Origin of the sequence: Microbacterium sp. F51-2R (assembly GCF_052180235.1) — a bacterium.
GTDB lineage: Bacteria > Actinomycetota > Actinomycetes > Actinomycetales > Microbacteriaceae > Microbacterium.
The window spans coordinates 3662363-3677044 of record NZ_CP197470.1 but is presented as its reverse complement, the minus strand read 5'-3'; the positions used below and the strand labels follow the sequence as shown (position 1 = coordinate 3677044).

Below are 14682 nucleotides of genomic sequence, written 5' to 3'. Positions count from 1 at the left end.
CCTATCAGCCGGCTTCGGTCCGAAGACCGAGCAACTCGCGGGCGTGTGTCAGCGCCGCATCGGAATCGGGCATGCCCGAAAGGAGTCGCGCCATCTCGGCCTCGCGTTCGGCGCCTTCCAGCCGCCGCACGTCGGATGCTGTGACCGATCCGTCGCTCGCCTTCACCACCGTGAGGTGGTTGCTCGCGAACGCGGCCACCTGCGCGAGGTGGGTGACCGCGATGACCTGGGATGCCTCGGCGAGCCGCGCGAGGCGCCGCCCGACTTCGATCGCGGCGGCGCCGCCGATCCCGGCATCCACCTCGTCGAAGACGAACGTCGGCACCGGGTCGACCCCCGCGATGACGACCTCGATCGCGAGCATGACGCGGCTGAGCTCGCCACCCGAGGCGCTCCGGGCGACGGGTCGCGGTTCGGACCCCGGATGCGGCGCGAGGAGGATCGCGACCTCGTCGCGCCCGTGCGTCGATTCCGACCCCGGGGTGACGGCGACCACGACCCGCGCGTCCGGCATCGCGAGCGCGCGCATCTCCTTCGTGACGGCGGCGCCCAGTCGCTCGGCCGCCTTCGTGCGGGCAGCCGTGAGCGCGGCGGCCGTCTGGTCGAGAGCGGATGCCGCGGCATCCCGCTCCTCGGTCAGCCGGCCGATGCGGTCGCCGTCGTCGTCGAGTTCCGCGAGCCGGGCCGATCCCGTCTCGAGCAGTTCGATCGCGGCGTCGAGGGATCCGTGCGCGCGGAGGAGGCCGCCGAGCACCGCGCGGCGCTCCTCGACGGCGGCGAGTTCGTGCGGCCCCGTCTCATCGAGGTCGGCGAGGTATGCGGCGAGGCCCGCGGCCAGATCGGCCGCCCGGTAGCCGAGGTCGGCCGCCTGCGCGGCCAGCTCCTCGAGCCCCGAGTCGCGGGTGGCGGCACGGTCGAGCGCGCGGCGCGCCTCGGCGAGGAGGATCCCGACGTCGGGCTCGTCGCCGTCGCCCGAGAGCATGTCGTGGGCCGTCGCGGCGGCGGCGCGGAGCTCCTCGGCATTCGCGAGGCGCTCGGCGCGCGCGGCGAGTTCGACGTCTTCGCCGGCGACCGGCGCGGCCTCTTCGATCTCGGCGATCGCAACGCGCAGGTCGGCCGCCTCGCGCGCGCGGGCGTCGCGATCGGTCGTGAGCATCTGAAGCTCCCGGTCGGCCGAACGCCAGCGCTCGTAGGCCCCGCGGTACGCGGCGAGGGCCGTCGCGACAGGCGCTCCGCCGAAGCGGTCGAGGGCCTCGCGCTGCGCGGCGGACGACCGCAGCCGCAGCTGGTCGGACTGCCCGTGCACGACGACGAGGTCGTCGGCGAGGTCGGCCAGCACGCCGGCGGGCGCCGAGCGGCCGCCGACGGTCGCTCTGCTTCGCCCCTCGCTCGAGATGGTGCGCCCGACGAAGAGCTCGGCGAGGTCGTCGCCGATCGGCTCGAGGTCTCCCCCGGCCTCGCGCACCCGCTCGGCGACGGCGCCTTCGGCCGGCACGATCCACACTCCGTCGACGGATGCCTGGGCCGCCCCCGAGCGCACGGCACCCGAGTCGGCGCGCTGCCCGAGGAGCAGCCCGAGGCCCGTGACGACCATCGTCTTGCCCGCGCCGGTCTCACCCGTGATCGCCGTGAATCCCGGCCCGATCGGCAGCGTCGCCTCGGCGATGACACCGAGGTCGCGCAGACGCATCTCCTCGATCATGCCCGGCGCTCCGTCGTGCCGGCCCTCATTCGGTCGCCGCCGGGTTGAACCGGAGCGGAGCCGTGAGCGGCGACGGGCCGCGCCATCCCTCCACCGGAAGGCGGAACTTGCGCACCAGGCGATCCGTGAACGCGGCGGGATGCAGGCGCGCCAGACGCACCGGCCGGTCGGAGCGGCGCACGACGACGCGCGCACCCCGCGGAAGGTCGTGCGAGCGACGCCCGTCGCACCACAGGACGCCGGAGCCCATGTTGCGCTGCAGCACCTCGATCGCGACGGCGTGCTCGGGGCCCACGACGAGCGGCTTCGCGAACAGCGCGTGCGCCGAGAGCGGCACGACGGCGATCGCCTCGACGGTCGGCCAGATGACGGGGCCCCCCGCCGAGAAGTTGTAGGCGGTCGATCCGGTCGGCGTCGACACGACGACCCCGTCGCAGCCGAACGAGGACAGCGGGCGGCCGTCCACCTCGATCACGACCTCGAGCAGCCGCTCGCGGCTGGCCTTCTCGACCGTCGCCTCGTTGAGCGCCCACGTCTCGTACACGACGCGATCGCCCTCGTCCTTGACGCGGACCTGGAGCGCCATCCGCTCCTCGACCTCGTAGTCGAGCGCGATGACGCGACGCACGGCATCGTCCATGTCGTCGCGCTCGATCTCGGCGAGGAAGCCGACATGGCCCATGTTGATTCCGAGGACGGGCGCCGTGCCGTCGCGGACGAGCTCCGCCGCGCGGAGGATCGTGCCGTCGCCACCCAGGACGATCGCGAGCTCGACGTCGTGCACCGCGACATCGACGCCCAGGGTCGCGACGCCGCTGACGTCGATCGACGCGGCGAGGCCCGAGCGGTCGTCTTCGGCCAGGACAGGACGCGCGCCCGCTTCGCGCAGTGCCGTGAGCACACGCTGGGCGGCATCGACGGTCTCGTCGCGATGGGCATGCGCGACCACGAGGATGCTGCGCTCTGCGTCGGTCATCGGGCTCCCGCCAGTCGGTTCACCGTGCTCAACCATTCTGTCGGATTGGCTCCCCGGCCCGGCGCGAGATGCGCGACGTACTCCTGGTTGCCGTGGGTGCCGACCACTGGGGAGGAGATGACGCCGAGCGTGCCCAGGCCGTTGTCCCACGCCGACCACAGCACACCGGCCACGGCATCGGCGCGAAGCCCGGGGTCGGTCACGAGCCCGCCCTTCACCGCCGTGCGGCCGACCTCGAACTGGGGCTTGATGAGGAGCACGAGGTCGCCGCCGGGCGCGCAGACGGCCGCCGCCGCCGGGAGCACGAGGTCGAGCGAGATGAAGGACAGGTCGCCGGTGACGAGCGAGGGCTGCTCCGAGACACCGGATGCCTCGGCCAGCGACTCGCGCGTCATGAACCGGACGTTGAACCCCTCGACCGACACGACGCCGGGATCGGCGGCGACCTCCGCGGCGAGCTGGCCGTGCCCGACGTCCACCGCGATGACGCACGCTGCGCCGCGCTCCCGCAGCACCTGCGTGAACCCGCCCGTGGACGCGCCCATGTCGAGGGCCGTACGCCCGCGCGGGTCGATCGCGAACGCGTCGAGACCCGCGATGAGCTTGTGCGCCGCGCGGCTGACGTAGTGGTCGGCGCCGGCCCCGGCCAGCTCTGCGTCGTCGGGGACGGATGCCGAGGCCTTCACCACGATCCGCCCGTCGACCGAGACGAGGCCCTCCGAGATGAGCGCCGCCGCGTGCGTACGCGACCGCGCGAGCCCTCGGGCGGCCAGCGCGCTGTCGAGCCGCTGACTCATGGACGCGAAGCGGACGGCCCCGAGTCGAGCTGGCGCGAGAGCGACTCGGCGAGCGACTCGTAGGCGGCGGCGCGCGTCGGCAGAGGCTGCGCCTCGATCACTTCGAGTGTCGAGACGAGATCCGCGGGGGCTTCGGGCTGCGGCTGCGGATGGTCCATGCGTTCAGGATACGTGGCTCCCCCGACGCGGGCGGGAGCCGCGGTCAGGGTCGGTGGAACGGGTCGGCGTAGAGGCGCTCGGGAACGCGGAATCCGTAGATCGCACGCCCCGTGTCCCAGATCGCCTTCGCCCCGGCCCGCAGAAGGTCGATGGGCCGATCCCCCTCCGAGAGGATGCGCACATCGGCTCCCTCGACGCGGACGCTCGCTCCTCGCACCGTCACGACGCCGTCGCGCACGCGCGCCTGCGGGTACGGCTCGTGGAGCTCCCGCAGGTCGCTCAGGAGGTAGGTCGGCTGCGCGTCCTTCGCCGCGGCGAGCACGTGCTTCGGACGGTCGATGCCGGTGAGCACGAGCGCCGATTCGATCCCCGCGCGATTCGCGCCGATGATGTCCGTGTCGAGGCGATCGCCGAGGAAGAGCGGATGCTTCGCGCCGAAGCGCGCGACCGCCTCCTCGAAGATCGGCGTCTCCGGCTTGCCCGCGACGGTCGCAAGACGCCCGACGGCGGTGTGGACAGCGGACACGAGTGTCCCGTTTCCCGGTGCGACGCCGCGCGCCTGCGGGATCGTCCAGTCGGTGTTGGTGGCGATCCAGGGGATGCCGCCCTCGTCCTCGGGGACCTTCAGGGCGTACGCGGCCTCGGCGAGATGAACCCAGCCCACCTCGGGCGCGAAGCCCTGCACGACCGCCGCCGGATCGTCGTCCGCGCTGCGCGTCACGACGAATCCGGCCTTGGTGGCCTCGTCGACGAGGCCGTCGCCGCCGACGATGAGGATCGTCGACCCGGCGGGGACCATCGTCGTGAGCAGCCGCATGGCCGCCTGGGGACTCGTGACGATCTCGGCGGGCGTCGTCGGCAGACCCAGCCCTTCGAGGTGGGCCGCGACCGAGGCATCCGTCCGCGAAGCGTTGTTCGTGATGTAGCCGAGGCGCCGGCCCTCGCGGGCGCGATTGAGGCTCTCGACCGCGTGCGGCAGCGCGCCGGCTCCGGCGTACACGACCCCGTCGAGGTCAGCGAGGACGACGTCGACGCCGTCGAGCGGCGCCGACTCCGCCGCGCGCCTCGAGAACGGCCCCATCAGTGACGGTCTCCCGCCTCGGTCTCGCCTGCCTCGTCATCGGGAGCCTCGTCGACCCCCGCGTCCTGGAGGATCTCGCGGACCTCGTCGTCGATGCTCGCGGGAGCCTCGACAACGGCGTCGTGCGCGACCTGCGAGGCCTCCGCGTCGTCGTCGTCGGTCGATCCGGCCTCAGCGCCGTCACTGTCGGCGGTGTCGGCGGTGTCGCTGCCGGATGCCTCGCGCTCCGCGGCGTCATCCTCGTCCGGGATCTCGATGACTTCCTCGATCTCGATCACCTCGAGATCGCCGAAACCGGATGCCTCGTCCAGCGCCTCTGCGGCGATGACGGCGCGGCGCTGCCACTCGCGAGCTTCATCCTCACGGCCGAGCTCCTCAAGCACGGTGGCGCGTGCGGCGAAGAGCGACGGGCTCCACTCGTAGGCGCGATCAGCGTCGAACTCGGGGATGTCGAGCTCCAGGAGAGCCCGGTCTGCCTCTCCGAGATCGAGGCGGGCGCCCGACATCGCGATCGCCAGTTCGACGCGCACGGGAACGGGAAGGATGCTGCGGTCCACCGCGCGCCCGGTCTCGAGAGCGCGATCGGGTCGGCCCATGCCGCGCTCGCTGTCGACCATGAGCGCGATCTGGTCGTCACGACCCGAGATCCGGCGATACGTCCGAAGCTCCCGCAGCGCGAGCGCGTAATCCCCGGTCGCGTACGCGGTGATGGCGAGCGTCTCGCGCACGACGGCGATGCGTCCCGCACGCCGCGACGCCGAGAGGGCGTGCTGGTGCGCGAGTTCGGGGTCGTCGTCGATCAGGCGGGCGGCCATCGCGAGGTGGCGTGCAACCCACTCCGCGTTCTCCTTGCTGAGGGTCTTCAGCTCGTTGCGGGCGCCCGGGTTGAGGTCTTGCGGCGTGACGTCGTCGGGCACGAATGGGTCGTCGTGGCGCGGACGGATCGACCGGATCTCCTCCGGGCGCGTCGCGCGGTCGGGGCGATCGGCGCCGCCCCGTGTCGGGCGATCCTGTCGCGGACGCTGCGCGTCGCCATCGCGGCGGGAGTATGGCTTGTCGCCCTCGCGACGCGCGTATGGCTTGTCGCCCTCGCGACGCGCGTACGGCTTGGAATCGCCCCGCGACTGATACGGCTTCGCCCCGTCGCGCTTCACGTACGGCTTGTCACCCTCGCGACGCGCGTACGGCTTATCGCCGTCGCGCTTCACGTACGGCTTGTCACCGTCACGGCGCGCGTACGGCTTATCGCCGTCGCGCTTTACGTACGGCTTGTCACCGTCACGGCGCGCGTACGGCTTATCGCCGTCGCGCTTCACGTACGGCTTGTCACCCTCTCGACGCGCGTACGGCCTGTCGCCCTCACGCTTCACGTACGGCTTGTCACCGTCACGCTTGACGTAGGGCTTCTTCTCGCCCGCCCTGGCGTGGGGCTTGCGGTCGTCGCTTCTGCCGTAGGGCTTCTTGCCGTCGGCCGACGACGACCTCTTCTTGCCGTCATCCGGGCGGCCGCGATGCGAGGCATCACGCGGGGCGCTCGAGCGGGGTGACGACGAGCGTGCATCTCCGCTACGGGGACGGTCATTGGTGCGCGGGCGCTGCTCGCGCTCGTCGCGTGGCTCTCGCTCTGCCATTGTTCGATCCTCCCGGGTGCGCGCCTCTCAGGCGATCGACCCCTAAACGCGAAATGGCCACCCAGCGTTGGGTGGCCATTTCTCGAAAGAAGTCCGGCGGTGTCCTACTCTCCCACAGGGTCACCCCTGCAGTACCATCGGCGCTGAGAGGCTTAGCTTCCGGGTTCGGAATGGGACCGGGCGTTTCCCTCTCGCTATGGCCGCCGAAACACTATTGATGTTTCAGTCTGCACAACAAAAAAGTCATGGTTGTGCGGTTCTCGACCGTACATCGAGAACCACTCAGTGGACGCAAGCACCATACAAAACGGTGTGTTATCAAGTCATCGGCTTATTAGTACCGGTCAGCTTCACGTGTTACCACGCTTCCACATCCGGCCTATCAACCCAGTAGTCTGGCTGGGAGCCTCTCGCCCGAAGGCATGGAAGTCTCATCTTGAGGCCGGCTTCCCGCTTAGATGCTTTCAGCGGTTATCCATCCCGAACGTAGCTAATCAGCGGTGCTCTTGGCAGAACAACTGACACACCAGAGGTTCGTCCAACCCGGTCCTCTCGTACTAGGGTCAGATCCTCTCAAACTTCCTACGCGCGCAGCGGATAGGGACCGAACTGTCTCACGACGTTCTAAACCCAGCTCGCGTACCGCTTTAATGGGCGAACAGCCCAACCCTTGGGACCTACTCCAGCCCCAGGATGCGACGAGCCGACATCGAGGTGCCAAACCATGCCGTCGATATGGACTCTTGGGCAAGATCAGCCTGTTATCCCCGAGGTACCTTTTATCCGTTGAGCGACAGCGCTTCCACAAGCCACTGCCGGATCACTAGTCCCGACTTTCGTCCCTGCTCGACCTGTCAGTCTCACAGTCAAGCTCCCTTGTGCACTTACACTCGCCACCTGATTGCCAACCAGGTTGAGGGAACCTTTGGGCGCCTCCGTTACTTTTTGGGAGGCAACCGCCCCAGTTAAACTACCCACCAGGCACTGTCCCTGAACCGGATTACGGTTCGAAGTTAGATATCCAGAGTGACCAGAGTGGTATTTCAACAATGACTCCACGGTAACTGGCGTCACCGCTTCAAAGTCTCCCACCTATCCTACACAAGCCACACCGAACACCAATACCAAGCTGTAGTAAAGGTCACGGGGTCTTTCCGTCCTGCTGCGCGTAACGAGCATCTTTACTCGTAATGCAATTTCGCCGAGTTCGCGGTTGAGACAGTTGGGAAGTCGTTACGCCATTCGTGCAGGTCGGAACTTACCCGACAAGGAATTTCGCTACCTTAGGATGGTTATAGTTACCACCGCCGTTTACTGGGGCTTAAATTCTGAGCTTCGCCTTGCGGCTAACCCGTCCTCTTAACCTTCCAGCACCGGGCAGGCGTCAGTCCGTATACATCGTCTTGCGACTTGGCACGGACCTGTGTTTTTAGTAAACAGTCGCTACCCACTAGTCTCTGCGGCCTCCAAACGCTTTCGGAGCAAGTCCTAATACGTCGAAGGCCCCCCTTCTCCCGAAGTTACGGGGGCATTTTGCCGAGTTCCTTAACCACGATTCTCTCGATCTCCTTGGTATTCTCTACCTGACCACCTGAGTCGGTTTGGGGTACGGGCGGCTAGAACCTCGCGTCGATGCTTTTCTTGGCAGCATAGGATCACCCACTTTTTATCCGCATCGTGTCTCAGCCTGTATGAGTGACGGATTTGCCTATCACTCGGCCTACGCACTTGCACCAGGACAACCATCGCCTGGCTTGGGCTACCTTCCTGCGTCACACCTGTTAATACGCTAACCGCACCAGCATGGGGTCGTGCGCTAGCTCCAACGCTCTCACCCCGAAGGGATCGATACAAAGGAATTCGGGCACTTAGCACCACTGGATTGATTGGGGCGGTTCTTCGCCGGTACGGGAATATCAACCCGTTGTCCATCGACTACGCCTGTCGGCCTCGCCTTAGGTCCCGACTTACCCAGGGAAGATTAGCTTGACCCTGGAACCCTTGGTCTTTCGGAGGACGTGTTTCTCACACGTCTTTCGCTACTCATGCCTGCATTCTCACTCGTGTAGCCTCCACGGCTGGTTCACACCGCCGCTTCGCTGGCCACACGACGCTCTCCTACCCATCAACACGGCTGGACCACGAAGGCCTACCAATAATGTCAATGCCACAACTTCGGTGGCGTGCTTGAGCCCCGTTACATTGTCGGCGCGGAATCACTTGACCAGTGAGCTATTACGCACTCTTTCAAGGGTGGCTGCTTCTAAGCCAACCTCCTGGTTGTCTAAGCAACTCCACATCCTTTCCCACTTAGCACGCGCTTAGGGACCTTAGTTGGTGGTCTGGGTTGTTTCCCTCTCGACTATGAAGCTTATCCCCCACAGTCTCACTGCTGCGCTCTCACTTACCGGCATTCGGAGTTTGGCTGACGTCAGTAACCTTGTAGGGCCCATCGGCCATCCAGTAGCTCTACCTCCGGCAAGAAACACGCAACGCTGCACCTAAATGCATTTCGGAGAGAACCAGCTATCACGAAGTTTGATTGGCCTTTCACCCCTATCCACAGCTCATCCCCTCAGTTTTCAACCTAAGTGGGTTCGGCCCTCCACGACGTCTTACCGTCGCTTCAGCCTGGCCATGGATAGATCACTTCGCTTCGGGTCTAGGACACGCGACTGAATCGCCCTATTCAGACTCGCTTTCGCTACGGCTACCCCACTCGGGTTAACCTCGCCACGTATCGCTAACTCGCAGGCTCATTCTTCAAAAGGCACGCTGTCACAGCTGCTAGGGCTGCTCCAACGGTTTGTAAGCAAACGGTTTCAGGTACTATTTCACTCCCCTCCCGGGGTACTTTTCACCTTTCCCTCACGGTACTTGTCCGCTATCGGTCATCTGGGAGTATTTAGGCTTATCAGGTGGTCCTGACAGATTCACACGGGATTTCTCGGGCCCCGTGCTACTTGGGATACTCTTCGCGCCAAGGGAGGCATTTCGACTACGGGGTTCGCACCCTCTTTGACCGGCCTTTCAATGCCGTTCGTCTATACCTTCTTGTAACGCCGGCTGCTCGGCAGAACAGCCAGAAAAGTCCCACAACCCCGAATACGCAACTCCTGCCGGATATCACACGTACTCGGTTTAGCCTGTTCCGGTTTCGCTCGCCACTACTAACGGAATCGCGGTTGCTTTCTCTTCCTGTGGGTACTGAGATGTTTCACTTCCCCACGTTCCCTCTACCCGCCCTATATATTCAGGCGGGAGTCACTGGGTCGGCACGCCGCCCAGCGGGGTTTCCCCATTCGGAAATCCTCGGATCAAAGTGTGCTTATCCACTCCCCGAGGCTTATCGCAGATTGCTACGTCCTTCTTCGGCTCCAGATGCCAAGGCATCCACCGTTTGCTCTTAAAGACTTGAAATCACATGAGTTGAATCGTCAATTCGAAAATTGATGACTAATGATCTTTAAGATCATCTAAATGAACCGACCGAAGTCGGCTCAAAGATGCTCGCGTCCACTGTGTAGTTCTCAAAGTACGGGCGGTACCCTCTCCGCACGCCAGCATCGCCAGCGCCAGAAAAGGTCCTGAGGTTCGGTCGGCTCCGAAGAGCACATCCGGTCCCTCAGGACCCAACAGCGTGCATGTGCCGCCAACATCACCCGAACCGTTCCAGCTGCAAGCAGCGTACTGAATCCGGGAAACCCCGACGACACCTCATCAAATGTTCCACCCATGAGCTGACCCCTCGAAGACATTCGCTCCGAGCGGGCTCTGGGATGCCGAAGCATCCAGATGCTCCTTAGAAAGGAGGTGATCCAGCCGCACCTTCCGGTACGGCTACCTTGTTACGACTTAGTCCTAATTACCGATCCCACCTTCGACGGCTCCCTCCACAAGGGTTGGGCCACCGGCTTCAGGTGTTACCGACTTTCATGACTTGACGGGCGGTGTGTACAAGACCCGGGAACGTATTCACCGCAGCGTTGCTGATCTGCGATTACTAGCGACTCCGACTTCATGAGGTCGAGTTGCAGACCTCAATCCGAACTGGGACCGGCTTTTTGGGATTCGCTCCACCTTACGGTATTGCAGCCCTTTGTACCGGCCATTGTAGCATGCGTGAAGCCCAAGACATAAGGGGCATGATGATTTGACGTCATCCCCACCTTCCTCCGAGTTGACCCCGGCAGTATCCCATGAGTTCCCACCATTACGTGCTGGCAACATAGAACGAGGGTTGCGCTCGTTGCGGGACTTAACCCAACATCTCACGACACGAGCTGACGACAACCATGCACCACCTGTTTACGAGTGTCCAAAGAGTTCTACATTTCTGCAGCGTTCTCGTATATGTCAAGCCTTGGTAAGGTTCTTCGCGTTGCATCGAATTAATCCGCATGCTCCGCCGCTTGTGCGGGTCCCCGTCAATTCCTTTGAGTTTTAGCCTTGCGGCCGTACTCCCCAGGCGGGGAACTTAATGCGTTAGCTGCGTCACGGAATCCGTGGAATGGACCCCACAACTAGTTCCCAACGTTTACGGGGTGGACTACCAGGGTATCTAAGCCTGTTTGCTCCCCACCCTTTCGCTCCTCAGCGTCAGTTACGGCCCAGAGATCTGCCTTCGCCATCGGTGTTCCTCCTGATATCTGCGCATTCCACCGCTACACCAGGAATTCCAATCTCCCCTACCGCACTCTAGTCTGCCCGTACCCACTGCAGGCCCGAGGTTGAGCCTCGGGTTTTCACAGCAGACGCGACAAACCGCCTACGAGCTCTTTACGCCCAATAATTCCGGATAACGCTTGCACCCTACGTATTACCGCGGCTGCTGGCACGTAGTTAGCCGGTGCTTTTTCTGCAGGTACCGTCACTTTCGCTTCTTCCCTGCTAAAAGAGGTTTACAACCCGAAGGCCGTCGTCCCTCACGCGGCGTTGCTGCATCAGGCTTTCGCCCATTGTGCAATATTCCCCACTGCTGCCTCCCGTAGGAGTCTGGGCCGTGTCTCAGTCCCAGTGTGGCCGGTCACCCTCTCAGGCCGGCTACCCGTCGACGCCTTGGTGAGCCGTTACCTCACCAACAAGCTGATAGGCCGCGAGCTCATCCCTGACCGAAATTCTTTCCAGACGTTGAAGATGCCTTCACGTCTCGTATCCAGTATTAGCAGCTGTTTCCAACTGTTATCCCAGAGTCAGGGGCAGATTGCTCACGTGTTACTCACCCGTTCGCCACTGATCCAGAGAGCAAGCTCCCCTTCACCGTTCGACTTGCATGTGTTAAGCACGCCGCCAGCGTTCATCCTGAGCCAGGATCAAACTCTCCATAAAGAAATAAAGCGGCAACGACCGGAATAAGGCCGAAGCAGCGAGTTCAATCTGACCAAATGGATGCCATCACTGACATATCCGTTACGCCAATCCGAAGACCGACGATTTGATCCAAAGGAATCTCATCCAGCCAAAGCTGGAACGAGGTTATTTGGCATTTGACAAGTGCACGCTGTTGAGTTCTCAAGGATCGGATGCTCCTGCAACCCAGCCTCACGACCAGGCCCACAGGGCAACTTCTCTATCTTACGCTTTCTGTTCCGCTTGTCAAATCGGCGCTCTTCGACTCGGAAGTCGAGAGTGAGTGCCGACGACGGGTTCGTCGAGCGGTTGCGTCCTGCGTTTCGGCTTTCCGCCGTCCTGCTGGGCAACTTCTCTATAGTAGACCGGCGCCGGGCCTGCGGCCAACACAGCTCGGATCCCGGGCGTGTCGCGGCCGCGCCCCCGTGCCGCGGTTCATCCTCGCAGCGCGAGGGCGAAGGGGAGCACCTGTGTCGCCCCCGCCTGCCGAAGCTGTCGAGCGGCCACCGTCAGGGTCCACCTGCTGTCGACGAGGTCATCCACCAGGAGGACCGGACCGCGCGGAATCTCGAGATGGGCGACACCGAAGCGTCCCCACACGCTCGCGAGGCGGAAGACGCTGTTGCCACCGGGCCCCTGCGTCGGGCCGCCGTCGAGGAGCTCGAGCGTTCCGAGCATCGGGAGCCGGCCGATCTCGGCGATACCGCGGGCCAAGGTGTCGACCAGGTGGGTGCGGGAACGAGAGGGCATGGCGACGACTGCGACAGGACGCGCGCTCCAGCCCCACTCCCCCAGCACGTGCACACAGGCATCGAGGAGGCGCGCCGGAACTGCGGTGTCGGCCCCTCCCACCGCGAAGAGCTCGCGCAGTGCGCCTCCCCAGCCGAGATCGGTGAGGCGGGCGACCGCTCGTCCCTCTGCGGACTGCTCGTCGGCGGGGATACGGCCCTTGACCGGGAGGCCCAGCCGGTCGGCGCCGGCGGGCCACTGCCGGCGGGGCTCGATTGCGACGCCGGCGCGACCGAGAGCAGCGGACGCGGCATCCGTCGCGGAAGAGGCGATCTCGGAGGGGAACCACGCCCCTGCACAGTTGTCGCAACGCCCGCAGGGCGTCGCGGTGTCGTCGTCGAGCGATCTCTGGAGGAACTCCATGCGACACTCGCGGGTGTCTTCGTAGTCGAGCATGTGCTGCTGTTCGGCCACGCGTTCCGCGGCGATCCGGGTGTACCGCTCCTCGTCGTAAGCCCACCCCCGACTCGTCGCCACCCAGCCGCCCTGCACACGGTCGACGGCGCCGTCGACATCGAGGACCTTCAGAAGAAGCTCGAGCGGAGTGCGGCGGATGTCGACAATGGTCTCGAGCGACGGCGTCGAGACCGGACCGCTCGCGTCCGACAGCGCGGACAGGACGCGCTCGGCCCGGACACGGTCCGGCATCGAGGCCGTCGCGAAGTACTGCCAGATGTCGCGGTCCTCCGGACCAGGGAGGAGCAGCACGTCGGCGGACTCGGTGTTGCGGCCCGCGCGTCCGACCTGCTGGTAATACGACACCGGTGACGAGGGCGCACCCAGGTGGACGACGAAGCCGAGGTCGGGCTTGTCGAATCCCATCCCCAGCGCGCTGGTGGCCACGAGTGCCTTCACCTGATTCGCCTTGAGAAGCGCCTCGGACTCCTCGCGCTCCTCGGTGTCGGTCTGACCCGTGTACGCGCGGACCTCATAGCCGTGCTCGCGCAGCAGGCGCGCCGTGTCGTTCGCAGCGGAAACGGTGAGCGTGTAGATGATGCCCGAGCCGGGGAGACCGCCGAGATGGCTGAGCAGCCACGCGAGCCGGCTCGGCGCATCGCGGAGCCTCAAGACGCCGAGCCGGAGCGATGCGCGCGCAAGCGGCCCGCGGATGACGAGGACATCGGCCGGGAGGCCAGAATGCTCGAGGCCAGGATGCTCGAGGCCGGGGTGCTCGAGGCCGGGGTGCTCGAGGCCGGGGTGCTCGAGGCCGGGGTGCTCGAGGCCAGGATGCTCGAGGCCAGGATGCTCGAGGCCGGGTTGCTCGAGGCCGGGGTGCTCGAGGCCCGCGAGCTGCTCGGCGACGTCGGCGACGACGCGCGCATTGGCGGTCGCGGTCGTCGCGAGCACCGGCACGCCCTCGGGCATGCGGACGATGAGTTCACGCAACCGTCGATAGTCGGGGCGGAAGTCGTGGCCCCAGTCGCTGATGCAGTGGGCCTCGTCGACGACGAGGAGACCGATCCGCGAGACCAGCTCGGGCAGCTGCTCGTCACGGAACGACGGGTTGTTGAGTCGCTCCGGCGAGACGAGGAGGATGTCGACCTCATCGCGATCGAGCTGTGCGCGCACGTCGCCCCACTCGTGCGCATTCGTCGAGTTGATCGCGACGGCGCGCACTCCGGCCCGGCCTGCGGCGGCGATCTGGTCGCGCATGAGGGCGAGGAGAGGTGAGACGAGCACGGTGGGGCCGGCGCCACGGCGGCGCAGCAGCAGCGTCGAGATGAAATACACCGCCGACTTGCCCCACCCGGTGCGCTGCACGACGAGCGCACGTCGACGATCCGCGACGAGCGCGTCGATCGCCTCGAACTGGCCGTCGTGGAAGTCGGCGTCTTCGCGCCCGACGAGGACACGAAGGACACCGAGCGCCTCGTCGCGGAGCGCCATCGTGGAAGTCATGTACCCACCTTCCCCGACAGCACCGACATCTCGCCGATCCGCGCGGGAGTCGTCGAAGGGCGACGTGCCCGGAAACGCGAAATGGCCACCCAGCGTTGGGTGGCCATTTCTCGAAAGAAGTCCGGCGGTGTCCTACTCTCCCACAGGGTCACCCCTGCAGTACCATCGGCGCTGAGAGGCTTAGCTTCCGGGTTCGGAATGGGACCGGGCGTTTCCCTCTCGCTATGGCCGCCGAAACACTATTGATGTTTCAGTCTGCACAACAAAAAAGTCATGGTTGTGCGGTTCTCGACCGTACA

At 65.2% G+C, this 14682-nt stretch carries 7 protein-coding genes and 4 rRNA genes; all 11 read right to left on the bottom strand.

Translation table 11 applies throughout. From position 1 onward, the window contains the following. Positions 1 to 4: 4 nt before the first annotated feature. Positions 5 to 1702 (bottom strand): DNA repair protein RecN, encoded by a 1698-nt coding sequence (recN, locus tag ACSBPH_RS16130; RefSeq protein ID WP_442575326.1) that lies wholly within the window; start codon positions 1700 to 1702, stop codon positions 5 to 7. A gap of 25 nt (positions 1703 to 1727) precedes the next feature. Continuing rightward, positions 1728 to 2678, bottom strand: a complete 951-nt coding sequence (locus tag ACSBPH_RS16125; RefSeq protein WP_442575325.1) for an NAD kinase — start codon at positions 2676 to 2678, stop codon at positions 1728 to 1730. Further along, complete coding sequence (locus ACSBPH_RS16120) at positions 2675 to 3475, bottom strand: TlyA family RNA methyltransferase (RefSeq protein ID WP_442575324.1); 801 nt, start codon at positions 3473 to 3475, stop codon at positions 2675 to 2677. Before ACSBPH_RS16120 ends, ACSBPH_RS16125 begins: the two co-directional genes overlap by 4 nt. Further along, positions 3472 to 3633 carry a hypothetical protein gene (locus ACSBPH_RS16115; protein ID WP_442575323.1) on the bottom strand — a complete coding sequence of 54 codons (162 nt, stop codon included), beginning with the start codon at positions 3631 to 3633 and terminating at the stop codon, positions 3472 to 3474. The genes ACSBPH_RS16120 and ACSBPH_RS16115 overlap by 4 nt, the downstream gene beginning before the upstream one ends. A 44-nt stretch (positions 3634 to 3677) precedes the next feature. Then, positions 3678 to 4715 carry an HAD-IIA family hydrolase gene (locus ACSBPH_RS16110; protein ID WP_442575322.1) on the bottom strand — a complete coding sequence of 346 codons (1038 nt, stop codon included), beginning with the start codon at positions 4713 to 4715 and terminating at the stop codon, positions 3678 to 3680. Then, complete coding sequence (locus ACSBPH_RS16105) at positions 4715 to 6346, bottom strand: primosomal protein (RefSeq protein WP_442575321.1); 1632 nt, start codon at positions 6344 to 6346, stop codon at positions 4715 to 4717. The genes ACSBPH_RS16110 and ACSBPH_RS16105 overlap by 1 nt, the downstream gene beginning before the upstream one ends. Positions 6347 to 6437: 91 nt before the next feature. Continuing rightward, a 5S ribosomal RNA gene (rrf, locus tag ACSBPH_RS16100) occupies positions 6438 to 6554 on the bottom strand. Positions 6555 to 6660: 106 nt separating this feature from the next. Then, positions 6661 to 9766 (bottom strand): 23S ribosomal RNA (locus ACSBPH_RS16095). Between the two features lie 386 nt (positions 9767 to 10152). Beyond that, positions 10153 to 11674: ribosomal RNA gene (locus ACSBPH_RS16090) — 16S ribosomal RNA — on the bottom strand. The 16S, 23S and 5S rRNA genes sit together here, the layout of an rRNA operon. A 456-nt stretch (positions 11675 to 12130) precedes the next feature. Next, positions 12131 to 14383, bottom strand: coding sequence for a DEAD/DEAH box helicase (locus tag ACSBPH_RS16085; RefSeq protein WP_442575320.1), 2253 nt, complete (start codon positions 14381 to 14383; stop codon positions 12131 to 12133). A gap of 119 nt (positions 14384 to 14502) precedes the next feature. Continuing rightward, positions 14503 to 14619, bottom strand: a 5S ribosomal RNA gene (gene rrf, locus ACSBPH_RS16080). Positions 14620 to 14682: the final 63 nt, after the last annotated feature.

Excerpts from the sequence above, each read along its gene's own strand:
- ACSBPH_RS16125 (WP_442575325.1), bottom strand. The coding sequence starts at position 2,678 with ATGACCGACGCAGAGCGCAGCATCCTCGTGGTCGCGCATGCCCATCGC.
- recN (WP_442575326.1), bottom strand. The coding sequence starts at position 1,702 with ATGATCGAGGAGATGCGTCTGCGCGACCTCGGTGTCATCGCCGAGGCG.
- ACSBPH_RS16120 (WP_442575324.1), bottom strand. The coding sequence starts at position 3,475 with ATGAGTCAGCGGCTCGACAGCGCGCTGGCCGCCCGAGGGCTCGCGCGG.
- ACSBPH_RS16110 (WP_442575322.1), bottom strand. The coding sequence starts at position 4,715 with ATGGGGCCGTTCTCGAGGCGCGCGGCGGAGTCGGCGCCGCTCGACGGC.
- ACSBPH_RS16085 (WP_442575320.1), bottom strand. The coding sequence starts at position 14,383 with ATGACTTCCACGATGGCGCTCCGCGACGAGGCGCTCGGTGTCCTTCGT.
- ACSBPH_RS16105 (WP_442575321.1), bottom strand. The coding sequence starts at position 6,346 with ATGGCAGAGCGAGAGCCACGCGACGAGCGCGAGCAGCGCCCGCGCACC.
- ACSBPH_RS16115 (WP_442575323.1), bottom strand. The coding sequence starts at position 3,633 with ATGGACCATCCGCAGCCGCAGCCCGAAGCCCCCGCGGATCTCGTCTCG.